Source organism: Rhizobium sp. 768_B6_N1_8 (genome assembly GCF_051811225.1).
Lineage (GTDB): Bacteria > Pseudomonadota > Alphaproteobacteria > Rhizobiales > Rhizobiaceae > Rhizobium.
In genome coordinates, this window is record NZ_JBPWPV010000003.1 from 419,059 (window position 1) to 445,574 (window position 26,516).

Genomic DNA, 26,516 nt, shown 5'->3' on the forward strand with positions numbered 1-26,516 from the left:
GCTAGCCAATCAGCGTCATCGGTGGCACTTGCTACATAAAACCGAATAGTTCCACGGTAAGAGTTCATCGATCCGGCTTTGTTTGTGGCCGTTGACGATGGCGGTGAGTGTGGCCGTCAGATAGGCCAGCGGCTCGACATGGTTAAGTTTGATGAGGTGGATGGCTCCCTCTTCCGGCGCCATAGTGAGGGAGCGGTCACGATGACCGCTTTAACGCGGAGATGTCAGCCATGAACGAAGTGACGACGATTGGGCTCGATCTGGCCAAGCGAGTTTTTCAGGTCCATGGGGCGGATACAAATGGCCGCCCTGTCCTTCAGAAGAAGCTTCGCCGCGAGGAAGTGCTCAGCTTCTTTGTTAAATTGCCGCCTTGCGTTGTCGGAATGGAGGCATGCGCCTCGTCGCATCACCGGGCACGCGAGATTCGCGCTCTTGGCCATGAGGCCCGAATGATCCCCGCTTCGTACGTGAAGCCCTATGTCGCGCGTCAAAAGAATGACGCAGCGGACGCCGCAGCCATCTGCGAAGCAGTGACGCGACCGGCAGTTCGCACAGCTCCGATCAAGTCGCTAGCGCAACAGGCGTCGCGTGTCCTGCATCGCACACACGAACTTCTCTCGCGTCCCGCCGGCGTCAGGCCGCGGCGTCGACCGCGCTTCCGAGCCGTCATTGCCTGGAGCTAGGTGGGGAGCACACGAAGCCCCCGCACTTCAACCTGATGATGGCTTGCGTTGAGATCGGCGGGGCCCCCGCGCATTTCATGCTGATGGGCTCGGAGCACCAAAAGCATGTTTGCAGGGAATGCGCCGACGACTGCGAACGGATCGGCGATATGCAGAGCTGTGTCGACGCCTGCCGCCGCTGTGCCGAGAGCTGTCGCAAGATGGCGGGGTGATCGGGGAAGGGGCTCCGACCTCTTCCTGCCCAGATGAGAACGGATATCCGGTGAAGCTAGGGATATCCGTAACAAGTGACAGGGGGCGGATTCGGAACGCAGCCTTTATGAGACAGACCACCTAACAGGTTCGGACTGCTTTTCATCACGGGCGAGCCGCCATATCGGGATCCCAGCTCGCCACCCGCTATCGATCTTGCCTTTTCGTTCAACGTTACATATACTATGTTGAACACAGGAGAAACCTATGGTTACCCAGTCCCATACTGCTGCGGAGACCGAAGCAAAGGTCGCGTTGAACCGCAACAGGCTCGTGCTCGAGCAAGCGAAAGCCATCGGTCTCCTCGGCACGGCAAAGAATACCCGCTTGTCGGGACGAGTCCCCTCGGAGTTGGTCGAGGCGGCCAAGAAGCGCGCCCATGTTACCTCCGACACCGAGTTGCTGGAATTGGCACTTTCCCGGCTGGCTCTTGAAGATGACTTTGGCGTGCGTCTGGTGGGCCGCAAGGGCACCATCCCGACGGATGTCGATCTTGGGATTTGATCTCTCCGAAACCCTCCGATCGCTAAAGCCCGGAAAGCACGTGGGAACGCTCGAACGGAGGCCCGACGAAGCTCATTCATGGGCCGCTGACGAGCCACAAATTGGAGGGCCTCTTTTCCTGGACACCAGCGTCTATCTGGATGTGCTTCAAGGCCGCTCGCCGTTGGAGGTCGATACACTGTTGACGTATCGCCTGTGCCACCACTCCGCGGTGTGTCTATCCGAGCTGACCCATGCCTTCGGACGGCTGAATCCAAATCATCCCTCCACAAAGGCGGCTCTCGAAACGATCGCGGCGACCGTAGAAGACATTCCGGAACACCGGCTTCATGCCCCGGATGCAACCACCTGGGGACAGGCCGGCGTGCTGGCGGGGCTCCTCTTTCGCATGAGCAACCTGCCAAAGGGCGAGGGACATGAGCGCCGCTTCGTCAATGATGCCCTCATTTTCCTACAGGCACGGCAGCTGGGTGCGAGCGTATTGACTGCTAACGTTCGGGACTTTGATTTCCTTTCTCAACTCATACCGAGCGTTCGGGTTATTCTGTATCGAGCGCCGCCGGAGCAGCCCTCACCATGAGTGCCGAACTCTCTCCGTCTGCAGCTATTCGGCCGGACTGGAATAGCTTGATTGTGTGCCCGCTATACAATCAACGACGGTCGCCCGATCCAGCCTCGTCCTCGCAATCGCTTGTGCTTGTACAGCTCTTCCACGTCCTGACGATACATCCGAAAGCGGCCACTCGATGCGTTGGTCCCGATCGACGAGGGATCATTGGTGCCGTGGATACGCAGTAGCCTGTCTGCGAGATAGATCGCCCGGGTTCCGAGTGGATTGTTCGGCCCGGGCTTCATCACGGTGGGAAGCTTGGGGTTCTTCTGACGCATGCTTGCGGTGGGGCGCCATTCGGGATGCGCTTTCTTTGACACCACCCGTGTAGACCCGAACCATTGCTTGCCCTCACGGCCGACAGCTATCGGGTACACATACTGCTCACCCCAAGGTGTCGCGTAATAAAGAGTGTGCTCGCCCGTGACGATCACGATGGATTCTTTAGTCCTCGATTGTTGCGCCCGGTTGGGCAATGCGCCACGATAGCGAGGAACTGGCTCATATTCAGATGGCGGATAAAGGTTGTACGGGTCGTCGTAACTGTAGCCGTCATACTCGTCATATCCGTCGTACTGAGCGTGAGCCTGGACGACGGTCATAAGAAGCGCCGCAGCCAGGATAGCAAGTAGCCTCATGTCGCCATCCGCTTGTTAAACAAACGTTATTGGCCGCAATTCTATGGCGCGACTATGGCGTTGGCCTACACAATCCAAGGATGCCTGCGTAGCAAAGCAACGCCGAGCGCTAATTTACGTCGCCACCTAGCTTCCAACTGTCACCGGAAGGACAGGCAACTCCGTTGAAGCGCGTTATGCCTTCAAGGGACTGCCGACTGGTAACAAAACCGCGACATCCGTCCGGTCCATCGCTGGTGGGATCAATCTGCTCAATAACGCCAGCGCTTCCCGTCGATGGATTTGCCCACGCGAGAGCATTCGCACCGGCTTGGGCATGACCAACAGTGTCTGCGATTACAGCCTGATCGGTCACAGGAGCGGCGTGCTGAACAGTCGATTGCGCAAGAGACGGCTCCAGTGGCTCAGTATGCGAGCACGCCGTAAGGATCGCGATGCTCATTGCCGAGATGAAGTGCTTCGAAATCATTGTCCGGATAAAGCGCGTCACCGCTTGTGTTGCAAGTTACTAAAGGTTCACATTTCGGCGAGCTGGCGGTGATTTGGCCAACGGTCTCGTCAGCGAACCCCAACCGCAGCGGATACTGGACAGCCAAAAGACCTAGAGCGCTCGAACGCAATTTTCGGCCGCCATCGGTTTGCCATGTTGCACCGCATCAACTTTTTAACTTTACAAAAGCACATTAATTTGTGAAGTAGTGCATAATGGTTCACGCAGATAGGTACAGAACATTGTCCAGCTCCCGTTTCGCCACGCGCCTCAACTCGTTCGCGTCAAACGCTCACAGCGAGTGGCCCGACCTCAAGGGTAAGCCTTCTGTGATACAGATGGCGGAGAGGGCGGCGAAGGTAGATGGTCTCACCGACCTTGACCTAAACTATCCCGATCACGTCAGCGAAAATCCGGTTGACCTCGCCAGAAAGCTCGGCGACTTGGGCCTGCAGATCAATGGATTTGCAATGCGCTACTATACGAACCCGGCTTTCAAAATTGGTGCGTTTACAAACCCCGATGAGAAAGTTCGTCGCGAGGCTATCGATCTAACCAAAGCGGGGATCGACGCGGCGCGGGCCGCAGGTTCCAATCTGATGACGATCTGGCTAGGGCAGGACGGTTTCGATTACGCGTTTCAGGCCGACTATGACCGGATGTGGCAACACGAAATTGACGGTATTCGTGAAGTTTGCGAACATGATCCGGAGTGCCTGATTAGCATCGAATACAAGCCCAATGAGCCGCGCTCGTACAGCCTTATGCCTGACTGCGCGACGACACTCCTCGCCATCAAAGACGTTGGCTGTGCTAATCTCGGCGTCACTCTGGACTTCGCTCACGTTTTGTACGCGGACGAGCAACCGGCATTTGCAGCCGCAATGATCGCTCGTCACAGCCGCCTCTTGGGCGTTCATCTCAATGACGGATACGCCAAGCGCGACGACGGCCTGATGGTTGGGGCCGTTCACAGCATCCAGACCATCGAACTGCTTCGACAGGTGCGTCGCGATGGTTATGAGGGTGCGATCTACTTCGATACTTTCCCCGATCTGACCGGCCTCGATCCGGTTCACGAATGCGAGGTCAACATCAAGACGGTTAGGCGAATGCTGAATGTCGTTGATCGCCTCGAACAGGACAATCGCCTCCTTAGCGCGATTGACCGCCAGGACGCAGTTTCCGCTCAAAGCATTCTCACAGACGTGATGCTGGGAGCTGACGCGTAGCACCACCGCCCAATCGGGCATCTCAATCACTCAATCGGGAGGAACCGATGAACAGACTTCGTACTTCAGCACTCGCAGTAGGTCTTGTTGCCACTCTTTGGGCGGGTATCAGCTTCGCTCAGGAACTTGCACCACTCAACTCTGATACGGAAAAGGACCGCATCGATTGGTCTCAGCTCGAAACCAAGTTCGGCGCACTGCCGAAGCTTCCTGATGGTACGAAGGCTGGTGGCGTTTCGAAGACTCTCACGAATGAATATTGGCGCTCCCTTGGCGAGGGCTACAAGAAATTCGGCGACAAGGTCGGCGTCACGGTCGCCTATCAGGCAGCACAGAGTGAAGGCGACCAGCTGGGTCAGCTGACGATTGCCGAGGGCATGGTCACGCAGGGCTTCAATGTTCTCCTCGTCTCGCCGCAGACGGATGCAAACCTGCAGCCCGTCATGGAACAGGCCAAGGAAGCCAAGATCCCGGTGGTCAACGTCAATGACGCGGTCATCCCGCAGGCCGAGCACTATGTCGGCAATGTCCAGCGCGACAACGGCGTCAGGGTCGCTAAGTGGTTCATCGAGAACCGCCCCGAGGGTGGCAAGGTGGCAATCATCGAGGGGCAGGCCGGTGTATTCGCGGCCGTTCAGCGTACTGATGGTTTCAAGTCAACGATCACTCAAGGCGGCAAGTTTGACGTTGTTGCCAGCGTTCCGGGGAACTGGGATCGACAGACTTCTTACGACGCGGCTACCAACATCCTGCAGCAGCATCCTGATCTCATCGGCTTCTACTGCAACAACGATGGTATGGCGCTCGGTGTCGTCGAGGCTGTGAAGTCCGCAAACCTTCTCGGCAAGGTCGCCGTGTTCGGCACCGATGGTATCTCCGACGCCTACGCCTCGATTAAGGCCGGTGAACTCACCGGCACAGTCGACAGCTTTCCGGTCCTCACAGGGGAGGTTGCACTTGAAACTGCGCTTCGCCTGGTTGCTAGGCAGACCATTCCGCGTGTCGTCTCGACCCCTCAGGCTCTGATTACCACGGACAACCTTGCGACCTATCAGGGTGACGGCGTCGATGTTCGCGCAGTTCTGATGAAAGAAGCTGCGGCAGCAAAGTAACGAAATAGGAGCCGGTTCAAACGGACCGGCTCCATTCCACTAAGGCACAGCAGATGACAGCGACGCCCCGACTTAATTTCGAAGGCATCACGAAGGCATTTCCGAGCGTCAAGGCTTTGACCGACGTTTCCTTCGAGGTTGCTCCAGGTGAAATCCACGCGCTCCTTGGTGAAAACGGAGCAGGTAAGTCCACACTGCTCCGTATTCTTTCGGGCGTGTTCCATCCCACCAGCGGTGAATTTCAGGTTGATGGACAACTGGCTCAATTCCGGCGTCCGGATAATGCTCGCGCCGCCGGGATCGCCATGATCCATCAGGAACTCCAGCAGGTCCCGAACCTGACGGTCGCGCAGAACATGTTCCTCGGCCATCCGCTGAAGATGGCGGGCGGGCTGCTGGTAAACCAACGTGAGCAGGAGCGAAGGGCGGCCGAAGCGCTGGCGATGATCGATCCGACCATCGACCCCTCCGTTCCGATCAAGAGCCTGAAGGTCGCTCAGCGGCAGATCGTTGAGATCGCTCGGGCGCTGCTGGATAAGGCGAAGATCATTGCGATGGATGAACCGACCTCCAGCTTGACGCCTTCGGAATTCGAGAGTCTGGCAGGGATTGTTGAAAAACTCGCGGCCTCAGGTGTCTCGATCATCTACGTTTCGCACAAGATGGATGAGGTGTTCCGCATTTGCCATCGAGCGACCGTGATGCGCGACGGTCAAGTGGTAGGCGTCGTCGACCTGAAGACTGCCAAGCAGGAAGACGTCATCGCCATGATGGTCGGACGAGAACTCATGCATGAAGACCACCGATCGCATGCAACGAGTGATGTTCGCCTTGAAATTCGAAACCTCGTGTCGGCAAAAACGCACGTACGGGACATCTCGTTTGACGTTCATCGAGGCGAGGTTCTCGGCGTTGCCGGTCTCGTTGGCTCGGGTCGCACCGAACTGCTGCGGCTTCTCGCGGGCGTCGATCCGATCGCTTCCGGAACGCTTAAGATCGATGGCAAACCACTTTCGTTGAAAAATCCTCGGTCCGCCATTGCCGCCGGTATTGGGCTGTTGCCGGAAGAAAGGAAGCGGGAGGGCATAATCCCGATCCGGCCGGTTTCCATCAATATGGCGCTTCCGTCGCTTGCGAAATTCTCGCAGGGCGGGATCGTTCGACATAGCCTCGTGAAGAAGCGTTCGAACGAACTTCTAAAGCGCGTGAATCTCCGCCCCTTCCAAATCGATAGGCCGATCAAACTTTTCAGCGGCGGTAATCAGCAGAAGGCGATCATTGCCCGCTGGCTAGCCGCAGGGTCTGAAATCCTTCTGTTCGATGAACCCACACGCGGCATCGATGTCGGAGCGAAATCCGAAATCTATCACCTTATCGAGCAACTTGCCTCGGAGGGTCGGTCCATAATCGTGGTCTCGTCCGAGCTGCCTGAGGTCATGCGTGTATCCGACCGCGTGGTCGTCATGCGCAACGGCCGTATCGCTGCGAAGCTGGAGCGGCATGAACTATCCGAGCAGAACATCGTCTCATATGCGGTTGGCGATGCGAGCCAAAGTGCTGGGTCGTCTAACCAGGAGCGTCAAAATGTCTGATATCACCTCAAGCGCCCCTGCGCGTTCGAAACTCTTCGCGTCCTTCTCGGTTCGCGACGCTGGCACGCTGATTGGCCTTATCCTGATCATGGCCGTCTTCGCTCTGCTGGTGCCGGGCTTTGTTTCCGAGCGCAACCTGATCAATATCCTGCAGCAGTCGAGCATCAATGCTTGTCTTGCCCTCGGCATGACACTGGTCATCATTTCCGGCGGCATCGATCTTTCGGTCGGCCCGACAGCCGCGATTGCGGCTGTGCTCAGCGCTACCCTACTTGTTACCGGTATTCCCGTGCCTATCGCCATCCTCGCGGGCCTTGGCGTCGGTGTGGTATGCGGTCTCGTGAACGGTGTTCTCGTCGCATATGTCGGTCTACAGCCATTCATCGTGACGTTGGGAACGCTCAGCACATATCGCGCTATCGCTCTCATCTATACGGGCGGCAACCCAGTGCTTGGCATTCCAGCGGGTTTCCGGTCAATCTTCAACGGATTAGTTGCTGGCATTCCGAACTCTGTCATCATCGTCGGCTGTGTCGCCATTGCCGCCTGGGTTCTCTTGAAGAAGACACCGATCGGCGAATATCTGCTGGCCGTCGGTGGCAACGAGGAAGCGTCCTATGTGGCCGGTGTTCCGATCGCGCTCACCAAAATCACCGCGTACGTTATCTCGGGCACCTTGGCAGCACTGGCGTCGCTGATCCTGATCGGTCGCCTGGGAGCCGCCGAGCCTATCCTCGGCAATCTTTGGGAACTCGACGCCATTGCTGCGGCGGCTATCGGTGGCGCCTCGCTGATGGGCGGCAAAGGAAGCATCGTCGGGACCATCCTCGGCGCCATCATCCTCGGTGCCATGCGCAACGGTTTGACGTTGATGAATGTGCAAGCTTTCTATCAACTTCTCGCAACCGGCCTTATTATTCTTGTCGCGATGATCATTGATCGCCTGACAAGGGGACGTGGATGAATTCCGAGAGTTTCGATCTCAAGGCGGTTGGCCCCCGCATACGCATGATGATGCCGCTTCTGACACCGTTGGAAGCGCGTGTTGTGGAGACGGTGTTCGCCTTGAGGAGTTTCGACGACGAGACCTCGCTCAAGGAAATTGCAACTGAGGCCGGGGTCTCCGAGGCGATGGTGGTGAAGATCACCAAGAAGCTCGGATTTGCGGGTTATCGGGAGTTCCGAACTGCGCTGTCCCAGTACAATCGCCTTCCGACCGCAGAGATGCATCAGGAACTTTCGCTGGACGATACTTCACAGGAGATCGTCCAGAAAGTCTTCAGAACATCGATTCAGGCGCTGGAAGAAACGCTCGCCATTATCGACATGGCAGCGTTCGATCGGGCTGCTGATTTGATCCACGGGGCGCGCCAGCGTGATTTCTACGGTGTCGGCGGCTCAGCGCAGATTGCCCGGGATGTCTCCCATAAATTTCTTCGCATTGGCGTGCGCTCCAGCGTGGTGGACGATTCCCACATGATGCTGATGTCGGCTGCGCTGCTCGGCGAGGGCGATGTCGCGATCGGATTTTCCCATTCGGGCAATACGGTAGCGGTCATCGAAGCCATTCAGCTTGCGCGACGCAACGGGGCGCGGACGATTGCCGTCACCAATTACAACGGCTCTCCGCTCGCTCAGCAGGCCGATGTAGTCCTCTGTTCCACAGCACAGGGATCGCCCCTGATGGGTGAGAACGCTGCTGCCCGCATCGCGCAGCTCAACATTCTCGATGCGGTCTTTGTGGCCGTCGCACAGCGAGACTATCAGTCTGCGGAAAAGAACCTGGAACGAACGATGGCGGCAGTCGCCTCGAAACGAAAAGATAAGTTTCTATGACATCTCACGCTTCTACCATCTTCGTATTCGGCAGCCTGCACTACGACGTTGTCGTCAAGGGTCCGGCCCGGCCTCGCAAGGGCGAAACGGTGACCGGAACCGCATGGTTTCCGAAGTGCGGGGGTAAAGGCGGAAATCAGGCAGTTTCTGCAGCGAGAGCAGGGGCAAAGACCCTGATGATCGGCGCAGTCGCAAACGATGACTTCGGTGTTCATCTTCTAGCCAATCTGAAGGAAAAGGGCGTGGATCATCGCTTCGTTCGAACCGTCGATGGCGCGTCGACAGGCATGAGCGTGGCAATCTTCGACAGCGAAGGTGACTATGGCGCGGTCATAGTTTCGGGCACCAATCTTTCGCTGTCTTCGTCGGACGTTGATGCGGCAAAGGTCCATTTCGCTGCCGGTGATTTGCTTGTGCTGCAGAGCGAGGTCCCCGATGAGGCAAACGTTCTAGCGGCATCGGCGATGAAAGCAGCAGGCGGGAAAGTTCTCATCAATGCGGCACCTGCCCGAGAACTCTCGGCGGAGCTGGCCCAGTTGATCGACGTGATCGTCGTGAACGCGGTCGAAGCCGAAATGCTCGCCGACGTCAGCAAGGTTGAAACTCTTCACGATGCTCTTGCTGCGGCGCGGACTCTTGCGACCAAATATCCGGTAGCTGTGGTGACGGCTGGGGGCGAGGGGGTCGCTTGCGCTCAGCTCGATCCTCCATTCGAGACCGCGATTCCGGCGAGGAAGGTGAAGCTAATCAGCACACACGGTGCGGGCGATGAATTCATTGGTGTGCTAGCAACAAACCTTGCAGCGGGTGCCGGAATGTCAGTTGCCTTGGAAAGAGCGAGCGAGGCTGCAGCAATTCTGGTCAGCACGGTAGCTCAATAGAGAAATTTCACCTTTTACGATAAACGGCGAAATTCCGGATCTTAGGAGCTGGGGCGCCGGACGATCGTATTCTCCCAGGTCGGCTTCCGGCGCGGCTCACGACGTAGAAACACCAGTTTTTCACTTATCCGGCGAAGAAAAATTTGCCTTCACTGATTTTGCGGCGCACAATATTTTGCAACGCAAGAAGAAGGGGCAAACGATGAGGATTTGCATTTACAAATCAGATCAAGAACCTGACTTGACGCTCTTTTTGCGGGAAGGCGTTGAGTTACCCGTAAACGCCAGAAAACAGAGGTGGCGGCACATTAAAGCTGTCACTCGGAAAGAGCTCAGCCCGGACCTTCTAAAAAAGATTGATGTCGCGAACGGCTCTCTTTTGATTCAACTTGGTTCGTCCCTGTGAGATGAGACTTCAAAGCGGACCCGGGTCGATGGCATTGGCTGGCTACGCAACGCTCTAGGTTACTGCCCGCGTACCTGCGGTCGACTCCGGCTGAACGTGTGTTGCGCCAAAGTTCCCAGGCAGCAACCGCGTCCGAGCTGGAACGTACCTCGTAGTAGAGATTCGCGATCTTCTCACGCCATTCCCACAATTGTTGAACCTCGTTCAAATCACCCACTTCCATGTCGGTACTCACGCCGCTCGTTGATCTGAAAGCCAGCTCAACCACCTCGGCGCGGCTACGAATTTGCCTTGTCTACTCGATCGTTTGCGATGGCCGTTCATGTGCCATCTAGACCGGGACCAGACTACAGCTGAAAGGCTTCAGCAAGCTGCAACTTATTCCGTTTGCTGTAGTCGACAAAGAGCGATCACCTTACTGAAGTTCTGGAATTATTTTGCGTCGAGAAACGTGGTCCGGTGCTACTTTCCTTGTTTCGGCGAAACGTTCCTAGAAATCCGGTCTTCGGTCCGCCTTTACAGAACTAGCCGCCCAAAAGGATATCTTTGGTTCCATAATGTTAATTATGCGATCTTTTTGTGTAGCCGCAAAGTTAGAATGTCCTGTTTCTGCAAAGTTGGAATGTCACTCTCCCCGGGGCCAAGCGACGTCTGGGAGATTGCGGATGGGATTGATAGCGATGAGCGAGCGCGATCTGCAGCGGATCGAGATTTTATCGAAAGTGATCGCCGGCCGGATGACCACGGTGTCTGCGGCACATATTCTTGACCTGAGCGAGCGCCAGGTGCGTCGGCTGCTGCAGCGGATACGAACCGGCGGCGCGGCTTCGATCCGGCACAAGGCGATCGGCCGGCCGTCGAACAACCGGATCAGCGATGGTGTTCGCGATTACGCAGTGACGCTGGTTCGTGAACGCTACGCGGACTTCGGTCCGACGCTGGCGGCCGAGAAGCTGACCGAGCGTGATGGTCTGCGGGTGTCGCGCGAGACATTGCGTGGCTGGATGTCGGAGGCCGGGCTTTGGCTGTCGCGCAAACAGCGTCGAACGTTTCATCAGCCGCGGCTGCGACGCGAGGCCTATGGCGAGCTGGTGCAGATCGATGGGTCCGAGCATCGCTGGTTCGAGGATCGCGGTGACCCGTGCTCGCTGCTGGTCTTTGTCGATGATGCGACTGGTCGATTGATGCAGTTGCGCTTTGTGCGATCGGAAAGCGCCTTCACTTACTTCGAGGCATTGGAGCTCTATCTCGAGCGTCATGGCGCACCGGTTGCCTTCTATTCGGACAAGCATTCGGTGTTCCGGGTGGCGAAGAAGGATGCCAAGGGTGGCCAGGGCATGACCCAGTTCGGGCGTGCGCTTTGCGAGCTAAGCATCGAGATTCTTTGCGCAAATTCCAGTCAGGCCAAGGGCCGTGTCGAGCGGATGAACCGGACGCTGCAAGATCGGCTGGTCAAGGAGTTGCGGCTGGCCGGGATCTGCAACATGGAGGCAGGCAATGCGTTGTTGCCTGGCTTCATGGAAGACTACAACGCACGCTTTGCGATTGCCCCTGCCCGGCCCGACGATCTGCATCGTCCAATGAATCTTGCGCCGGATCGGTTGAAGGAGATCCTGTGCAAACGAGAGCAGCGCTATGTCGGATCGCAGTTGACGTTTTCGTTCGAGCGCAAGCGGATCATGCTGGAGGAGACCGAGGTGACGCGTGGTCTGGTCGGACGCTATGTCGAGACCTATGCCTATGCTGACGGACGCCTGGATGTGCGCTGGAAGGGGTATTGCCTGCCCTACACGGTGTTCGACAAGGATCAGCGAGTGACACATGCGGCGATTACCGAGAACAAGCGGCTTGGCGATGTGCTGGCCTATATCAAGGAACGCCAGGATCAGCCGCAGCCGAAGGTGAAGACCAACAGCGCCAAGAATGGCTATACGCCGCGTGGCCGCAAGCCTGGGCCAAAGACGGATTTCATCAACGATCCGGCGGTGATTCTGCGGCGCGCGAAGGCGTTATCGCGACCTGCTGCGGAGTGAATGGTCGATCGGATAGTCTCAAAGCTAAAGCCGAAGGGGTGTGCCTCACCCGCCCCGATCTGATCTTGCAAGCGGGATCAGCCCAAGCGCAAAATGACATTCCAACTTTGCACAAACGGACATTCCAACTTCCCCGCCACATGCCTCCAGGCTTAGAAAAATAATAAATATATTCATATACTTATGTGTCTTCATGCCGACGTGCCGGAGGCGCCGGTGCGTCCCATTCAAGCCGAGGGGGCTCGGTCCCTCACCTACAAACGGCTAACAGATGGGGCTACAGGGTAAAACGTGCGTCTCGCTTTCTCTCTTGATTTATACACACTCAATGTGTATTTTTTGTTTATGAAGAGCGGCGACATCATAGCGGCACTGAAAAATGATGGCTGGTATGAAGTGGCTACCAAAGGTAGCCACGTCCAATTCAAGCATCCAACCAAACTAGGTCGTGTCACGGTTCCGCATCCGAAGCGCGACATTCCAGTTGGAACGCTCAAGAGCATTGAAAGACAATCCGGTCTGAAACTGAAATAGGTGGCATGATGCGTAACTATATCGGACTGATCCATAAGGACGCTGACAGTGACTTCGGCGTTTCATTTCCTGATTTTCCCGGCGTGGTCACCGCGGGCACGGATCTTGATGACGCCCGTCGGCTTGCCGAGGAGGCGTTGGCCTTTCATGTGGAAGGACTAGTCGAGGACGGCGAGGCTGTTCCCGAGCCCTCCTCCCTGGATGCTGTAATGGCGGACCCTGACAACAGGAACGGTGTCGCAATCCTTGTTTCGCTCAAAGGCGAAAGTAGAAAATCCGTTCGCATCAATGTCACTCTCTCGGAAGACGTTTTGAATGCGATCGACGCTTATGCGGAATCTCAGGGCCTGACGCGTTCTGGTTTTCTGGCCCGCGCGGCAAGACGCGAAATAGCGAATTCACAGGATGCGAAGGAATACGCGTTAAGTGCATAAGCCCGGCATTAGGTAGCAAAGACCACCAAAAGCAGCTTAGGCATCTGAATTACTACAGAAATTACCGGTGTTATGGAGCAAGTGCCACATGCGTCAGGCGGCGCGTTAGGAGTGGCAATGCGCCCACGTTGTCGCCTCTACCGACGCGGTTTTACCAGTGTTTCTGGGGTTATCAGATGGAGCCGTTCGTCTTCTTTCGCCAAACTCTCGACATCGCTTGAAAAACCACTTCTACTGAAAAACAGGTAGTGCTTGCCTGTCGCTCCTTCCCCGTAAGTCGTTTTCTCGGATCGCTCACGCAACAATCGTACGTGGCCAAGGTCGATCACGCGCGATCGCCATTTGCATTCGCCATAGAAAAATGCACCATCCAACAATCGCCCCGCGACATCGATGTCGAAATCGGCGTGACCCCAAATCTGGCCAACCTCCTGCGTCGGAACCGCAAGGACCTCCTGCAGATGAAGCCTTGCAAATTGAAGGGCGATCGGTTCGAACGCAATCCCCATATATTCGGAGAACCGAGGCTCCACGACGCGGTCGTAAACCTCCTCGCCAAACCCGCTGCTGATCGCGCTCAGGTTTGGTCGCACGAAACGATGCCAGAACGACATCAGGCTGTCTGCAACGCGATAGCGGCGGTTTCGGCCCTTTTTGTCGGCATCCAGCGATTTCGAATTATCGATCAAATCAAGCGCGAGCAGTTTTGCCAGGTACGGTCCAATACCGTCTGCTTTGACACCCAGCCGGTTTGCGATCTCCGACTTAGTGTTGCAACCGTCAGATACAGCCGCAACCACGCTTGAGTAAAAGGACGGCTCTCTGAGTTCGGTCTGCAGCAGCGTGTTCGGTTCGTCGATCAGCGTGCCTGTCTCTGTGAGCAAGAGTTTGATGACGTTGTTGCGGAGCGGTTCCTGAGCGTCGCAAAGCTGAAGATAGTAGGGAATGCCGCCGAAAATCGCATAGGTTCTGATAATGTCGTCGGCCGTGTACTCCGGGAAAAACTTGGCGACATCGACAAGGGGCAAGGCCTTCATGTCGAGCGACAGGGTTTTTCGCCCGTAAAGCGGGTTCCGTTCCGCCAACAGCTCTTCCATTTGAGAAATGGCAGAGCCGCAAAGGATCAGTTTCATCGCCCCATCTGCAAGCACGCCGGAATCCCAGAATTTCTGCACGATCGATGGCAGTGCTGGCTCGTTATCAAGCAGATAGGGAAATTCGTCGATCGTGACGATCAAACCCGGATGCTCGCCGGCACGCTCGGCAACATAGTGCAATACCCCCTCCCAGCTTGACAGGGCTTCGAGCTGTGGCTTTAATCCGATTGCCTTTCCGACATCGGATTTGAACTGCTCCAGGTTCAAAAGTGATGAGACGCGGGTCGCCTGAAAGTAGATTTCCGGGCGATTCTTGGCGGCCTCCCGAAGGAACCGCGATTTGCCGATCCGCCGTCGGCCAAATACGATGATGAGGGAAGGTCGTTGCGAATCCAATTCGGTCCGCACCAGCTTGAGTTCACGTTCGCGACCGAGAAACTGCATATGCCTGCCTTCTGGTAATTATAATTACCTTAATCGTGATTACCTTAATCGTGATTACCTTAATGCGATCCCTTTTGTCAAATTGTGCGCCTACGATCAATGCTCTGCTGCCGATCGTCTCGACCAGCGTCCTTGATCTTTCCTCCGTCGGGTTCGGGCTCCTGTCCTGTGCCTTCGGTTTCGGAGCCCTGCTCGCTGCCCTGTCTGTCGGCAACATCCAGGCAAAGCTCGGCTTCGAACGCATGCTCCTCGTTGCCGATGGCGGCGTCCAGAATGTCCACAAGGACATCGTCTCCGTCGAAGAGATATTCCGCCTGCAGGATATGGAGGGGACAAGGGCCAACGAACGCCGTTATCTGCGATAGGCCGTCCTTTGCGGATGAGCGCCGGCCTGTTAGCGTTGCCACCGATGATGTCGCGCAGTCCCATCGCCAGGTGGCTGAGCGGGCGATCGCTTGGAAAGGCCCCGTCATGACGTTCGGATCGACGACCGAGAAATCCGCCTATGGCGCGACAATCCGGCACCTTTGGGGTTTGTCGGCGGATGGGCTCATCGTCAATCACGGCTCCTATGGAGCAACGCCGCTGGACGTGCTGCGCGAGCAGGACCGGTGGCGGGGGATGATGGAGGGGCAGCCGACCATCTTCATGCAGCGGATTCTTCCCGATGCGATCCGGCGCGCGGCCACAAGGCTTGCCGATTTCATGTCGGCCGATCCCGACCGGCTGGTCTTCGTGGAGAATGCGACATCCGGTATCAACGCCATTCTGCGGTCGTTTCCGTTCGAGCGCGGCGACGAGATCCTGGTTCTCTCGCATGGCTACGGTGCGGTCAGGAAGACGGCCGACTATGTCGCCCAAAGCAACGGCGCGCGAACGGTCGAGGTGGACGTCCCCTTCCCTCATCCTGACGAAAACCTTTTGTTGGCCCGTCTCGATGCGGCGATCGGCCCCCGCACGCGGCTAGCAATCCTTGATCATGTCACGTCTCCAAGTGCGTTGACCCTTCCGGTGGCTGCCATGGTTCGCATCTGCCGTGACAGGTGCGTGCCCGTCATCGTCGACGGCGCGCATGCACCGGGGCAGCTGTCTCTCGACATCGCTCAAATTGATGCAGACTGGTATGTCGGCAATTGCCACAAATGGCTCATGGCGCCGAAGGGGGCTGCCTTCCTGTCTGCCGGACCGCGTGCTCGCGAGATCCATCCGACAACCATCTCGCACGGGTTCGGAACGGGTCTTGCCGGCGAGTTCGACTGGGTCGGGACGCGCGACTGGAGTGCGTGCCTCAGCGTGCCGGCGGCAATCGATTTTCGCGCGCGGCTCGGCCATGACGCGTTGATGGCCAGAGACCGTGATCTTGCTTGGGATGCGGCGTCCTATCTTGCCGGTCGGTTCGGAACGGACCTCGGTGCAGACAGGCATTGGCATGGGGCGATGGTTTTGATCAGGCTTCCCGCTGTGCGCGGCATTTTGGCCGACGATGCCGTACGTCTGCGCGAAGCTTTGTTGGACAGGCAGTGCGATGCTGCAATCTCCTTCATCGACGGGGCGATCTGGCTCAGGCTCTCAGTCGCACCCTATAACGAGCCTGGCGACTATGTGAGGCTGGCCGATATGTTGGAGGCCCTGCTCGTGCGCTGACTTGCAAGCGCGCCAGGCTCGCGGGCGCGATTGCCGGTACGTGGCGATCACGGCGTATTGCAATATGCTATCGATCTGTATAAATTGATATCAATGTCATCGATCCTGGTAGGGTGATATCAATGCCAGCCGTCACTATTCGCAATTTGTCTGACGAGACTCACCGTGCCCTTCGGGTCAGGGCAGCTCATCATGGCCGCAGTACAGAGGCGGAAATCCGCGAGATATTGGAGGCGGCGGTCCGCCCGGCCGAGCGTGTCAAGCTCGGTTCGCTTCTGGCAACGATTGGTCGTGAGGCAGGCCTTTCCAATGCGGATGTGGACGCTTTGGGACAGGTTCGCGACAAGACACCGGCCGAACCGACGAGCTTTGAATGATCCTGATTGACACCAACGTTGTCTCGGAGCCTTGGAAACCCGCGCCCGACCCAAACGTGCTGTCGTGGATCGACGCTCAGGTAGTCGAGACACTTTTCCTCTCCGCGATCACGGTTGCTGAGCTGCGCTTCGGTATCGCCGCGATGCCTGCGGGCAAACGCCAGACAATTCTTCATGACCGCTTGGAACGAGACGTCCTGCCGCTGTTTTCAGGCCGCATCCTTGCTTTCGATTTTGAAGCCTCGCAATTCTACAGCGAGCTCATGGCACGTGCCCGCCGGTCGGGCAAAGCAATCGGCACAGCAGACGGCCACATCGCAGCGATCGCAGCAGCGCGCGATCTCGTGGTCGCTACCCGGGATCAAAGCCCATTCGAAGCGGCGGGTTTGAGGGTGATCAACCCCTGGGCTGTGGACCGAGTCTAGGCCCGTAGTCGCTCAGAATCTTGTTCGATTGAGTAGCCCCGCGTTGAGTCCTCGATTGCAGGCGGCCGAGCGAGTTTAGGATACGAGGATCCTGTCAGAGGTGAGTCCCAGGCTGATTTGGACACGCGCCGCGGAAAGCCTCCTCCTGCGGCCGAGCCTTCGTCTTGGCCGACCCCTTCCGCGCGGTGGACCCGCAACGCCCCTAGAGTGAGAGCGCGGACCGGATTTGGCGTGACGGGTTGAGGGCTGGAGAAGAGGTCTCCGGCGCCCGTCATGGAGTTTGGTCCCATGACCCAGATTGAAATTCCGGACGCAGGCCGTGATACGAGCGGCGGCTACAAGGTTGATGTGCGCCGCGGCGAACGAGTGAGCCGCGTCTCGTCCGAGTGGTTTTCGCGCTCGGCTGACGAGCGCTACCTGTCCCTCTCCGAGCTGGCGCGCTCCGTTCGCGATCGTGCCGATCACAGCCGGACCCGCGTTGTGGAGAGCGCTCGCATCCACGTAGAGGCGAACCGCTCCGATCCGGAGCGCCTGGCGCTCCTGCTCCCCGACGCCGATCGTCCTGTCGTGCCGACCCATTGGAGCTTCGGCCAGCTTGCCGCCATTGTTGGCGCCCCGGCCGCCTACTTGCGCCAGCTTCCCGCCCCGCTCGCCGCCATCAACCTGCAATATGGCCTGAGCGCCACGCGGGCCGAGCAGATCAAGACGCTCGAAATCGACCACGGGCGGCTGGAACTGCGCGCCGTCACCGGTCCCGATTATGGCCGGATCTTCGATCACGAGCTCGTCGATGCGGTACAGCGCATCGCCGGCAACGGCACGGGCGACACAAGATGGAAGGTCCCCGGCGTCCTCGACTGGTCGACCGGCATTTATAATCCGCGCGTCGATATCACCAAGGACACGACGACACTCTACGCGTCCGATCGCGACGTCTTCCTGTTCCTCGTCGATGACCTCAACCCGATCGAGGCCGGGCGCCTGCCCGATGGCTCTCCGGATCTTTATTTTCGGGGATTCTATTGCTGGAATTCCGAGGTCGGCGCCAAGACGCTCGGCATGGCGAGCTTCTATCTGCGTGCCGTTTGCCAGAACCGCAATCTCTGGGGCGTCGAGGATTTCGAGGAAATCACCATCCGCCACTCGAAATATGCCGCCTCCCGCTTTGCCCATGAGGCGGCGCCGGCCCTGCTCAATTTCGCGAACTCCTCCCCCCAACCCTTCATCAATGGCATCAGGGCGGCGCGCGAACGGATCGTGGCGCGCCATGACGGGGATCGCACAGACTTCCTGCGCCGTCGTGGCTTCTCCAAGGCCGAGACCGGCAGGATCATCGAGGCGGTGCTGGCCGAGGAAGGCCGCCCTCCTGAAAGCATCTTCGACTTCGTCCAGGGCATCACCGCGGTCGCGCGGGACAAGCCGCATCAGGACGCGCGTCTCGACATGGAGGCGAAGGCGAAGAAGCTTCTGGATAGCGCCGCCTGACACACGGGGCCGGAGACCCGATTGACGGCGCTCCCGCTTTCGATGTCCACGCCCCTCATTTCAACGGAACCGGCGGCGCTGCCCTCGAGAGTGAGGGGCGGCGCTGCGCGTCGTGACGGGTTAAAGGTCGAAAGAGAGACTTTCGGCAGCCCGTCGCGGAGAAACCCGATGGCTATTGCAGTTCAGAAGATAACCCTGTCGTCCTCGCGCGACATTCCCTTCAACAAGCTGGTGCTGAACCAGTCAAACGTTCGACGCGTAGGCTCGTCCGAGACGCACATCTCCAGGCGGGGGGCTGCGTGATGACCCGTCAGGACGCTTCCGATCTCGCCCATCGCCTTGGCCGGCAGGCAGAAGCAGTGTGCCGCCACTATCTCTCCAGCGGCCGCCGCGTAGGTGGCTACTGGCTGGTCGGCGATGTGCACAACACGCCCGGTCGCTCTCTCTACGTCAGGCTTAAGGACTCACCAAAGGGCCCGGCCGGCAAATGGACCGACGCCGCCACGGGCGAACATGGCGATCTGCTCGACGTGATCCGTGAAAGCTGCGGTCTCGTCGCCTTCCAGGAGGCCGTCGACGAGGCACGGACCTTTCTCGCCATGCCGCGGCCTAGGCCTGCCCAGCCGGCCATGCATCAACTCCCGGCGCTGCACGGTTCGCCCAGGGCCGCACGACGCCTGTTCGCCATGTCGCAGCCCATCGCGGGCACGCTCGTGCAATCCTATTTGCGCGAACGCGGCATCACGGATCTGCGCGGAACCGGAAATCTCCGCTATCACCCGCGTTGCTACTATCGGCTCGACGAGCATGTCCCGACCGAGACCTGGCCCGCCATGATCGCGGCCATCACCGATCAGGACGCCAAGATCACCGGGGCGCATCGCACCTGGCTTGACCCGACAGGCCAGGGAAAGGCGCCGATCGATAGGCCGCGGCGGGCGATGGGCAACCTTCTCGGCAACGCCGTCCGTTTTGGCGCGAGCGGCGACGTCATGGCTGCTGGCGAAGGCATCGAGACGGTCCTCTCGATGCGACAGGTCCTGCCTGACATGCCGATGCTGGCAGCGCTCTCGGCAACTCATCTTGGCGCCGTCCTGTTCCAGGATACGCTGCGGCGGCTCTACATTCTGCGCGACGATGATGCGGCCGGCGACGGCGCATGCGACCGCCTGATCGAACGGGCGAACGCGGTCGGGATCGAGGCGATCGTCCTCTCGCCGCAGCTCGGCGATTTTAACGAGGATCTCCGCATTCTTGGTCTCGATTTGCTGCGCGCCCAGACCCGAATGAAGATCGATCCGCGGGATGTCGGACGCTTCATGGAGCCGGCGGCGTAGCTGGCGAGCGGAAACGTGCTGCAGTGCCGTTGTGCTCGTCCGGATGCTTCGGTCGGAGTTAGCGCGCCCCGGCCTTCGAGAGAGCGATCAGCCCACAAGCCGGCCAGCCCGGCAAAGGCGGCGGCCGACTATTTTCCGGCGGCCCAAGTCCAGACGCGGAAGGCCGCCCCGGACTTGGGCCTTTCCATCGCGAGGCAAAATAGTCAGGCGCCGCCATCCTCCGCTGTCGCTTCGGCCCTGCGCTCACGCTGCGGGTGCAGTGACAGCCGGCCCGTGGGCTTCGTCGCCATGAAGGCCGCGACGGTCGCAGCCCAACCGACGGAGCATCCGATGAACGAGCACGACTTCGAACCGCACCACGAATCCTCACCCACCGAACATGTCCTTGAGGAGCTGCAGCTTCACGGCTATCGGCCCTTTGTCGACGAACCCGACCAGCGGCTCCTGCCGGACGGCAACGCGGTCGCAGGCGCCGTTGCCGACATCTTCGACGCCCTGATCGCGACCCTGGAGGATACGCGCCTCGAACCCGATCTCGACGATCTCCTCTGGTCGGCCGTCAATGTCTTCCATCGGGCGGCCGAGCGGATCGCACGCGAGCTCGACGACAACGAACAAGCCCAGAAACGCTCCCAGAGGGAACAGGACGGCAGTGAGGTGAAGTCGGTCGAACTCGAACGCCTGATCGCCGAGGGCATGACGATGATCGAGCGCCGGAACGCCTTCGAGCTGATGCGCGACCAGGCCGGCGAACACTACGAGCGCCATGTGGGCAAGCCCTGGCTCCCGCGCGGCGGATCGAAGGTCAATCATCGCAATCTCACCTCGGCGATGATCGACAGTCGCGACTTCCTGATGGCGAGGAAGCGCGCCGAGCAAGAAATTCTTCTGCCTCCCGGTCCGAAGATCATCATCACAGGTGGAGTCGACTTCAACGATCACCGGATGATCTGGGCTAAGCTCGACCAGGTCTACGCAAAGCATCCTGACATGGTGCTGGTCCACGGCAAGGCGCCGAAGGGTACTGAGAAGATCGCTTCGCTCTGGGCGACACACCGCGGCGTGGCACAAATCGGCTTCGCGCCTGACTGGACGAAGCATGGACGCGCAGCGCCCTTCAAACGCAACGATCTGATGCTGGAGATCGTGCCGAAGGGCGTGATGCACTTCCCCGGCACTGGTATCAACGACAATCTCGCAGACAAGGCCAGGAGGCTCGGCATTCCGGTCTGGACGTTCGGCGGCGCGTGAGCGCCGACGCCTGGGCATAACGAACGGGGACGACGTACCCTCTGCCCAGGCCCCCATCCCGCTCGCATCGGCCTGAGCCGGCAAGACCAGGTGGCTCTCGTCACCGGACACCCCGCCGCTCTTGTGGGCGATCCTTGATCCAGCAGCACGGTTGGCGGCATCAGCCGGACGGTCCGCTGACGGGCTTGCGCCGTCGCGGGCTGCCGCGGCGATTGCCGCTGCCACCAAATGGGCGTTCCGATGAGAGACGGCCCGGCCTGCGATCCATCATCATCATGAATCGGTGCGGCCGGATCGATTCAAACTTGTCGTTGGACGCGACGGATAAAGCTGGCGATTCTCCTCGCATGACAACCCATTCCTACCAGCTCTATTGCCAGCGTATCGATGAGACCCGAAACATGGCACGCTATTATGCCTTGTCGATCCAGCCGACCCTGTTCGGGGAGATCGCCGTCATGCGCAGCTGGGGTCGCATAGGCAAGTCCGGCGGAGAAAAGAGCGAGATCTTTTCCAGTGAACAGCAGGCGATTTCGCATTTCCTGGCGCTTGCTCGCAGGAAGCGCAAGAGGGGATACGTTCCGGTTGGGATGGATCGACGGGATGTGAATTGAGGATCGTGCGCCGAACCGATCGCCGCCGGCAAAGCCCGGCTGCCGAGCCTGATCAGTCACCGGTGCCGTCTGAGGCCGAGGCAGGTTCGTTTGTCGGTGCCACGGCCACAAGATCCTGATCCCGGCTGAGATCCAGATCGCCCCAGATCGACGACTTGCGTGCGAGGGCCTTCGGTTTCCGGGGCTGCTTGATCTCGACGATGAACGGCTTTGTCTGGCGCATGTGTCCTCCGCGCGGGCGAATCTCTTGGCAACGATATCCATTGCATCGGCCTTAGCAACTGGTCGAGCGCGAGAATGTTCCGTTCGGGCCGCCTCGTCGTCGGTGGGTCGGGCGATACGCTCGTCCGGACCTTTCCGGTGATGAATGTGCGGTCGCGCCAATGCTCTTTCCTTCGAGCGTCTGTTATCCGGCAGCCCATCTGCGGGCTCGATGGGGCTTGTCTGACCGGAGAGTGGCTGTGCCTCGATCGTGCTGCCGCAACGGCAATCGCAATTTTCTTACCCCTGCCGGCTTTGCCGTCATTCCGCGCCAACTAACAAACTTGCGACTTGCCGTCCTCCATTGCATTTCGGCCCTATGGGTGCGGTCCGATCGTCCCCGGTCTTTGCGACAGCCATCGAGGCCGCGATGGTCGTGGCCCGAAACAGCGAAAGGAACAGGACAATGGCAACCATCGGCACTTTCACTTCCACCGAAACCGGCTTCTCCGGCTCGATCCGGACCCTCGCCCTCAACGTCAAAGCCCGCATCGCCCGGATCGATAACCCCACCGACAAAGGCCCGCACTTCCGCATTTTCGCGGGCGCCGTCGAGCTCGGCGCCGCCTGGCAGAAGACATCCGAGCAGGGCCGCGACTACCTCTCGGTCAAGCTCGACGATCCGAGCTTCCCGGCCCCGATCTACGCGACACTCTCGGAGGTCGAAGGCGACGACGGATACCAGCTGATCTGGTCGCGCCGCGTTAGCCAGGACTGACAGACACAGCCCCGCCGAAAGGCGGGGCTTTTCCTGCTACATCTGGATGCCGGAGCCGGTATCGAATCCTGCTCCGGCATTCATGTATGCGGAGGTTGCGTCCTCGGGGACGCGACTTGCCTCTCTGTGTGTACATTTTGCTCACGCAGGTCCAGAGTCAAGGATTCACAGCATTTGCAGCATTTACAGAAAATTCATAATTGCTGTAAATGCTGGAGTATTTCGGTTTACCGTGCTATGGTTCAAACGGGCAGGAAATATTCAGGAGATTGACGATGGTGCGTCGAACCGGTTCCTATACGACGAGCGATCTATCGCGAAAATCGGGGGATATAATTGCGGAGGCGCTGCGCCACCCCGTCACCATCACGCAACGCAACAAGCCGCGGCTGGTTCTTTTAAACATCGAGGATTACCAGCGCCTCATGCAGCAATCGGATGTGCGCACCTCAGGCACGATCGAGACCATGTCCGAGACCTTGCTGGCAGAATTCGAGTCGGCTGTCGAGGAATATGCCGATAGCGACGAGGGCGGCCGGTGACCGGATACGACCATATCCGGACTGCAGCAGTCATTCGCTATCCCTATCTCTGGAGCCGCGAGGCCAGCTATGGCGAAACGGAAGGGCGCAAGCATCAGCCCGTTGCGGTTGGTGTTCGCATGCAAAGGCCGGATGGCGATCTCGTGCTGTTCTTCCCAATAACGACAAAACACCCGGACGGTTCTCGCTTCGCCGCCGAAATCCCGACAATCGAGAAACGACGTGCCGGGCTCGACGCAGACCTCCGACTTTGGATCATCCTCGATGAGTTCAATAGCGACGTTATCGGACGGTCATTCTATCTTGAGCCTGAACCTCCCATCGGGCGTTTCAGCAAGGCCTTTTTTCTGCCCCTCCTTCGCGAATTCGTTGCCCGTCGCAAATCGTCGACAGAGGTTAACCGGTCCCGTTGATCGCCTCGAAAGACGCGCACGAGCATCGAGCTCGGTTGCGTCTTAACGGCGCGATACGGAGAGCGGGATGTTTGCTCTGATCCTCCAACTGTGGCACGGCGAACAGGCGGCCTCAAGGATGCGCGGTCCCGCCAATTTTTCGCGGCCGGACTATGTCCGTCCGCACAAAATCGGTTCCCCCGCGCCCCGCCTTGCGGTCGCTTTCGCGATCCTTGACCCCGCCTGCTCGCCGCACCGCCGTTCGTCATCTTTCACCCTCTCCAGGAGACAGGACGATGACGTTTTCCATAGAAGAACAGATCGAGGAGCTGCGGGTTGAACTGTCGAATTCGGTCGATCCGGCCGAACGCCGTCAGATTATTGCCGAGTTGGATCTGGCACGAGCCGAACTCAATGTGGCGGTGGCGGAACAATTGGGCACGATCGATACCGAGCCGCCCTTCTGAGGCCGGTGGCGCGAGCCCCGATCGCCTTACAAAATATCTCCGTCTGGCGGTCGCACGGTCCTAATCTCTTGTCTCAAGCCCACCTGCGACCTATTCAATCGGTCGCACCACGTCACTGTGGAACCGGTTCTCGTTCACGCATGCGCGCATGTCCCGCCTGCGAAACCAGATGGCGCGACCGCATCGCAGCGGCGCGTTGCCGGCGGTAAAGACGATCTGTTCGTCGGTTCGCATTTGCAGCACTTCATGGGGTTGGATCAACGGCCGGGCTGCGAGCTGCTTTGATCGTGTTCGCGATGATCCCCGAGGCTGGAAACTGCGGCTCTCCTGATTGATCTCGACCGTCGTCGTGCCGCATCGGCGTGAGATATAGTCGGCCGTTTCCGGATCGTTGATGGCCGCAAACGAAATCCAGCTGGCGCTCTCGAACCATTTGCTGGCGGCGTCGCGACCGCCATAGGTTTCGCGCATCTGGCCGATCGATTGATAGATCATCGTCAGCGTGATGCCATACTTGCGGCCGGCGTCTCTCGCGGTTTCGAGAATGCGCATGTAGCCGAGGCGGGCGACCTCATCGAGGAGGAAGAGCGCGTGCCCATTCATTGCGCCGTCCCGGTTGTAGATCGCGTTCAAGAACGAGCCGATGATGAGGCGGGCAAGCCCGGCATGGTTCTCGAGGGTTTTCAGATCAATGTTGATGAACACGTCGGTTTTGCCGGTGGCGATGTCTTCGGTCGAAAAGCTCGACCCGGACACGAGCGCGGCATAGTTTGGATAAGAGAGCCAATGGGTTTCCTTGATCGCATTGGCGTAGACGCCTGAGAAGGTTTCCGGGGTCATGTTGACGAAAGCGGCGACATTTTCCCTGACGAAAGCCGATGCGGAATTGTCGTAGATTTCCTGCAGGCGCTGGCGCAGTTTCGGCTCCGGCTCGGACAGGTTAGCCCGCGCCTGGCGGAGCGTCTGATGGTGTTCGACCGTATGTCCTGACAGGCAGATGTCGGCGATGATTGCGGTTAGAAGCTGCTGCCCGGAGGTTCGGAAAAAGTCGTCGCGTAGGCCTGCTGCGCGACCGCTATCGCTCATGATCCAGGACGCGACGGCAGCAATATCTTCCTCCTTGCGGCCGCCGAATTTGCCGATCCAGTCGAGCGCATTGAATCCACTCTGTGACTGATGCGGATCGAGAATGCGAATTTCGCGGCCCGCCGCTTTGCGATGGTCCGACACCATGGGAGCGACTTCGTTTGAAGGATCGAGGAGGACGAGGGTGCCGCCCCATTTGAGCGCCGTCGGAATTGTTACCGAAGTCGTCTTGAAACCGCCTGATCCCGCAAAGACGATCCCGTGGGTCGAGCCGAACGAGCAATCGAAACAAAGCAGTGGTGACCTGCCGCCGGATCCCCAGCTTTCCTTGTCGTCGCTGCGAAACGACCGGCCGGCGACAGGATCGCGATCGACTCGGTAGCACTCACCAATGACAATGCCGCCCGTCTGGGGAAAGAGTTTGTGCGCGTCGCGCAGCGTGATCCAGCCGGCATCGCCATGAATGGCGCGCCTGCCCCGAACGCGCTTTGGCCGAGCGTCGGCGAAGGCCGCATTGCCGAGGAGCACGACGCGCAGAGCGAAGGCGGCCGATATTAATAGAACCGCTGCGCCGGCCACAGCGCCTGCATCGGGAGCGGTCATGATCGATCGACCGCCGACGCCGCCCGTCGCAGACGTCTCGAGGCGCGATGCTTCCCTGAGGACGGCGCTGGCGAGGCTCGCGAAGCTTCCCGCTGCAACACCCCAGCCTGCATGTCTGATGCTTGCTGATCCGGCGCAGGCAAGTAGGAAGACAATGCCGGTCGCGGCCGCGAGCGCAGACGGCAATGCGATGCCGGCCTGGGTCAGAAAAAGCCTCGTCGCCTGTGTCCCGGCAATCCCGGCAAATGCCTCTCCGATCCCGCTCGTCGTCATCGTTGCCGATACCATCAGGCCGATCGCGAGAGCGGGCAGCCCGATCCTATGCCCGATCATCCCCGAAAGCCTCCGCGCCGAGCTCTGCCAATCGTGCCCGCTCTTGTTGGTCGCCGCTCAATCGCCGAGCGAGCTCGATCAGGGCCCCCAGAAGCACGGCGCGTTTTTCGAACCTGAGGCCCGCCTTGACGATCAGGCCGCCGAGCTCGATTTTTTCGCGTGTATCCTTTTTTCGGGCGTCGAATTTGGTCACGCGTGCCATG

General features: G+C 59.0%; 29 protein-coding genes and 4 pseudogenes. 26 read left to right on the plus strand and 7 right to left on the minus strand.

The window, feature by feature from the left end; all coding sequences use genetic code 11:
- Window positions 1–15 precede the first annotated feature (15 nt).
- Window positions 16–156 (minus strand): annotated as a pseudogene (locus tag AB8B33_RS36655) (transposase domain-containing protein); the annotation flags it as partial.
- A gap of 74 nt (window positions 157–230) precedes the next feature.
- On the opposite strand from AB8B33_RS36655, the pseudogene AB8B33_RS36660 reads away from it, so the two are divergent.
- From AB8B33_RS36660 to AB8B33_RS36675, 4 genes and pseudogenes are all read left to right on the plus strand, one after another.
- Window positions 231–623: pseudogene (locus AB8B33_RS36660) on the plus strand (IS110 family transposase); the annotation flags it as partial.
- A gap of 23 nt (window positions 624–646) precedes the next feature.
- Window positions 647–895 (plus strand): annotated as a pseudogene (locus AB8B33_RS36665) (four-helix bundle copper-binding protein); the annotation flags it as partial.
- A 247-nt stretch (window positions 896–1,142) separates the two neighbouring features.
- Window positions 1,143–1,439 (plus strand): hypothetical protein, encoded by a 297-nt coding sequence (locus AB8B33_RS36670; protein ID WP_439019222.1) that lies wholly within the window; start codon window positions 1,143–1,145, stop codon window positions 1,437–1,439.
- Window positions 1,429–2,019 (plus strand): type II toxin-antitoxin system VapC family toxin, encoded by a 591-nt coding sequence (locus AB8B33_RS36675; RefSeq protein ID WP_439019223.1) that lies wholly within the window; start codon window positions 1,429–1,431, stop codon window positions 2,017–2,019. Before AB8B33_RS36670 ends, AB8B33_RS36675 begins: the two co-directional genes overlap by 11 nt.
- A 62-nt stretch (window positions 2,020–2,081) precedes the next feature.
- Here the strand turns inward: AB8B33_RS36675 and AB8B33_RS36680 are convergent, their stop codons facing one another.
- Complete coding sequence (locus AB8B33_RS36680; protein ID WP_439019224.1) at window positions 2,082–2,687, minus strand: L,D-transpeptidase; 606 nt, start codon at window positions 2,685–2,687, stop codon at window positions 2,082–2,084.
- Between the two features lie 109 nt (window positions 2,688–2,796).
- Window positions 2,797–3,156 (minus strand): RT0821/Lpp0805 family surface protein, encoded by a 360-nt coding sequence (locus AB8B33_RS36685; protein WP_439019328.1) that lies wholly within the window; start codon window positions 3,154–3,156, stop codon window positions 2,797–2,799.
- 263 nt (window positions 3,157–3,419) lie between these two features.
- Between AB8B33_RS36685 and AB8B33_RS36690 the strand changes: the two genes are divergently transcribed.
- From AB8B33_RS36690 to AB8B33_RS36730, 9 genes are all read left to right on the plus strand, one after another.
- The gene (locus AB8B33_RS36690; RefSeq protein ID WP_439019225.1) at window positions 3,420–4,409 is read left to right on the plus strand and encodes a sugar phosphate isomerase/epimerase family protein; all 990 of its coding nucleotides are present in this window, start codon (window positions 3,420–3,422) and stop codon (window positions 4,407–4,409) included.
- A gap of 47 nt (window positions 4,410–4,456) precedes the next feature.
- Window positions 4,457–5,521, plus strand: a complete 1,065-nt coding sequence (locus tag AB8B33_RS36695; RefSeq protein WP_439019226.1) for a sugar ABC transporter substrate-binding protein — start codon at window positions 4,457–4,459, stop codon at window positions 5,519–5,521.
- A 53-nt stretch (window positions 5,522–5,574) separates the two neighbouring features.
- On the plus strand, window positions 5,575–7,113 hold the full coding sequence (locus AB8B33_RS36700) for a sugar ABC transporter ATP-binding protein (protein ID WP_439019227.1): 1,539 nt from the start codon (window positions 5,575–5,577) through the stop codon (window positions 7,111–7,113).
- Entirely contained in the window at window positions 7,106–8,077 is a 972-nt protein-coding gene (locus tag AB8B33_RS36705) for an ABC transporter permease (RefSeq protein ID WP_439019228.1), read from the plus strand. Before AB8B33_RS36700 ends, AB8B33_RS36705 begins: the two co-directional genes overlap by 8 nt.
- A complete protein-coding gene (locus tag AB8B33_RS36710) occupies window positions 8,074–8,949 on the plus strand; it encodes a MurR/RpiR family transcriptional regulator (RefSeq protein ID WP_439019229.1) in 876 nt (291 codons plus the stop codon). The genes AB8B33_RS36705 and AB8B33_RS36710 overlap by 4 nt, the downstream gene beginning before the upstream one ends.
- Window positions 8,946–9,830 carry a ribokinase gene (locus AB8B33_RS36715; protein WP_439019230.1) on the plus strand — a complete coding sequence of 295 codons (885 nt, stop codon included), beginning with the start codon at window positions 8,946–8,948 and terminating at the stop codon, window positions 9,828–9,830. Before AB8B33_RS36710 ends, AB8B33_RS36715 begins: the two co-directional genes overlap by 4 nt.
- 1,071 nt (window positions 9,831–10,901) lie before the next feature.
- Window positions 10,902–12,269 carry an ISNCY family transposase gene (locus AB8B33_RS36720; protein WP_439019329.1) on the plus strand — a complete coding sequence of 456 codons (1,368 nt, stop codon included), beginning with the start codon at window positions 10,902–10,904 and terminating at the stop codon, window positions 12,267–12,269.
- Window positions 12,270–12,614: 345 nt separating this feature from the next.
- A complete protein-coding gene (locus tag AB8B33_RS36725) occupies window positions 12,615–12,803 on the plus strand; it encodes a type II toxin-antitoxin system HicA family toxin (protein ID WP_439019330.1) in 189 nt (62 codons plus the stop codon).
- A gap of 8 nt (window positions 12,804–12,811) precedes the next feature.
- A complete protein-coding gene (locus AB8B33_RS36730; RefSeq protein WP_439019231.1) occupies window positions 12,812–13,237 on the plus strand; it encodes a type II toxin-antitoxin system HicB family antitoxin in 426 nt (141 codons plus the stop codon).
- 137 nt (window positions 13,238–13,374) lie between these two features.
- Here the strand turns inward: AB8B33_RS36730 and AB8B33_RS36735 are convergent, their stop codons facing one another.
- The gene (locus AB8B33_RS36735; RefSeq protein ID WP_221987981.1) at window positions 13,375–14,778 is read right to left on the minus strand and encodes an ATP-binding protein; all 1,404 of its coding nucleotides are present in this window, start codon (window positions 14,776–14,778) and stop codon (window positions 13,375–13,377) included.
- A gap of 62 nt (window positions 14,779–14,840) precedes the next feature.
- On the opposite strand from AB8B33_RS36735, the gene AB8B33_RS36740 reads away from it, so the two are divergent.
- The 9 genes and pseudogenes from AB8B33_RS36740 to AB8B33_RS36780 all read left to right on the plus strand — a co-directional run bounded on the left by AB8B33_RS36740 (window position 14,841) and on the right by AB8B33_RS36780 (window position 21,911).
- Window positions 14,841–15,143 (plus strand): MFS transporter, encoded by a 303-nt coding sequence (locus AB8B33_RS36740; protein ID WP_439019232.1) that lies wholly within the window; start codon window positions 14,841–14,843, stop codon window positions 15,141–15,143.
- Between the two features lie 106 nt (window positions 15,144–15,249).
- Complete coding sequence (locus tag AB8B33_RS36745) at window positions 15,250–16,422, plus strand: aminotransferase class V-fold PLP-dependent enzyme (protein WP_439019233.1); 1,173 nt, start codon at window positions 15,250–15,252, stop codon at window positions 16,420–16,422.
- Window positions 16,423–16,544: 122 nt separating this feature from the next.
- On the plus strand, window positions 16,545–16,799 hold the full coding sequence (locus AB8B33_RS36750; RefSeq protein ID WP_439019234.1) for a FitA-like ribbon-helix-helix domain-containing protein: 255 nt from the start codon (window positions 16,545–16,547) through the stop codon (window positions 16,797–16,799).
- Window positions 16,796–17,224, plus strand: coding sequence for a type II toxin-antitoxin system VapC family toxin (locus AB8B33_RS36755; RefSeq protein ID WP_439019235.1), 429 nt, complete (start codon window positions 16,796–16,798; stop codon window positions 17,222–17,224). The genes AB8B33_RS36750 and AB8B33_RS36755 overlap by 4 nt, the downstream gene beginning before the upstream one ends.
- Window positions 17,225–17,512: 288 nt before the next feature.
- The gene (locus AB8B33_RS36760) at window positions 17,513–18,709 is read left to right on the plus strand and encodes a DUF932 domain-containing protein (protein WP_439019236.1); all 1,197 of its coding nucleotides are present in this window, start codon (window positions 17,513–17,515) and stop codon (window positions 18,707–18,709) included.
- Window positions 18,710–18,751: 42 nt separating this feature from the next.
- Window positions 18,752–18,970 (plus strand): annotated as a pseudogene (locus tag AB8B33_RS36765) (hypothetical protein); the annotation flags it as partial.
- Between the two features lie 41 nt (window positions 18,971–19,011).
- Complete coding sequence (locus AB8B33_RS36770) at window positions 19,012–20,046, plus strand: DUF7146 domain-containing protein (RefSeq protein ID WP_439019237.1); 1,035 nt, start codon at window positions 19,012–19,014, stop codon at window positions 20,044–20,046.
- A 330-nt stretch (window positions 20,047–20,376) separates the two neighbouring features.
- On the plus strand, window positions 20,377–21,297 hold the full coding sequence (locus AB8B33_RS36775) for a DUF2493 domain-containing protein (protein WP_439019238.1): 921 nt from the start codon (window positions 20,377–20,379) through the stop codon (window positions 21,295–21,297).
- Between the two features lie 347 nt (window positions 21,298–21,644).
- Window positions 21,645–21,911, plus strand: a complete 267-nt coding sequence (locus AB8B33_RS36780; protein WP_310384460.1) for a WGR domain-containing protein — start codon at window positions 21,645–21,647, stop codon at window positions 21,909–21,911.
- Window positions 21,912–21,963: 52 nt separating this feature from the next.
- Here AB8B33_RS36780 and AB8B33_RS36785 read toward each other — a convergent pair whose 3' ends face one another.
- Window positions 21,964–22,134 (minus strand): hypothetical protein, encoded by a 171-nt coding sequence (locus AB8B33_RS36785; RefSeq protein WP_439019239.1) that lies wholly within the window; start codon window positions 22,132–22,134, stop codon window positions 21,964–21,966.
- A 444-nt stretch (window positions 22,135–22,578) separates the two neighbouring features.
- On the opposite strand from AB8B33_RS36785, the gene AB8B33_RS36790 reads away from it, so the two are divergent.
- The 4 genes from AB8B33_RS36790 to AB8B33_RS36805 all read left to right on the plus strand — a co-directional run bounded on the left by AB8B33_RS36790 (window position 22,579) and on the right by AB8B33_RS36805 (window position 24,291).
- Window positions 22,579–22,890 carry a DUF736 domain-containing protein gene (locus tag AB8B33_RS36790; protein WP_025668403.1) on the plus strand — a complete coding sequence of 104 codons (312 nt, stop codon included), beginning with the start codon at window positions 22,579–22,581 and terminating at the stop codon, window positions 22,888–22,890.
- A 275-nt stretch (window positions 22,891–23,165) separates the two neighbouring features.
- Window positions 23,166–23,432, plus strand: coding sequence for a type II toxin-antitoxin system prevent-host-death family antitoxin (locus AB8B33_RS36795; RefSeq protein ID WP_310384454.1), 267 nt, complete (start codon window positions 23,166–23,168; stop codon window positions 23,430–23,432).
- The gene (locus AB8B33_RS36800; RefSeq protein WP_439019240.1) at window positions 23,429–23,845 is read left to right on the plus strand and encodes a hypothetical protein; all 417 of its coding nucleotides are present in this window, start codon (window positions 23,429–23,431) and stop codon (window positions 23,843–23,845) included. The genes AB8B33_RS36795 and AB8B33_RS36800 overlap by 4 nt, the downstream gene beginning before the upstream one ends.
- 275 nt (window positions 23,846–24,120) lie before the next feature.
- On the plus strand, window positions 24,121–24,291 hold the full coding sequence (locus AB8B33_RS36805) for a hypothetical protein (RefSeq protein WP_310384451.1): 171 nt from the start codon (window positions 24,121–24,123) through the stop codon (window positions 24,289–24,291).
- Window positions 24,292–24,381: 90 nt separating this feature from the next.
- Here the strand turns inward: AB8B33_RS36805 and traG are convergent, their stop codons facing one another.
- Both traG and traD read right to left on the minus strand, forming a co-directional pair.
- Window positions 24,382–26,313 (minus strand): Ti-type conjugative transfer system protein TraG, encoded by a 1,932-nt coding sequence (gene traG / locus AB8B33_RS36810; RefSeq protein ID WP_439019241.1) that lies wholly within the window; start codon window positions 26,311–26,313, stop codon window positions 24,382–24,384.
- Window positions 26,300–26,515 (minus strand): type IV conjugative transfer system coupling protein TraD, encoded by a 216-nt coding sequence (gene traD / locus AB8B33_RS36815; protein WP_439019242.1) that lies wholly within the window; start codon window positions 26,513–26,515, stop codon window positions 26,300–26,302. Before traD ends, traG begins: the two co-directional genes overlap by 14 nt.
- Window position 26,516 lies beyond the last annotated feature (1 nt).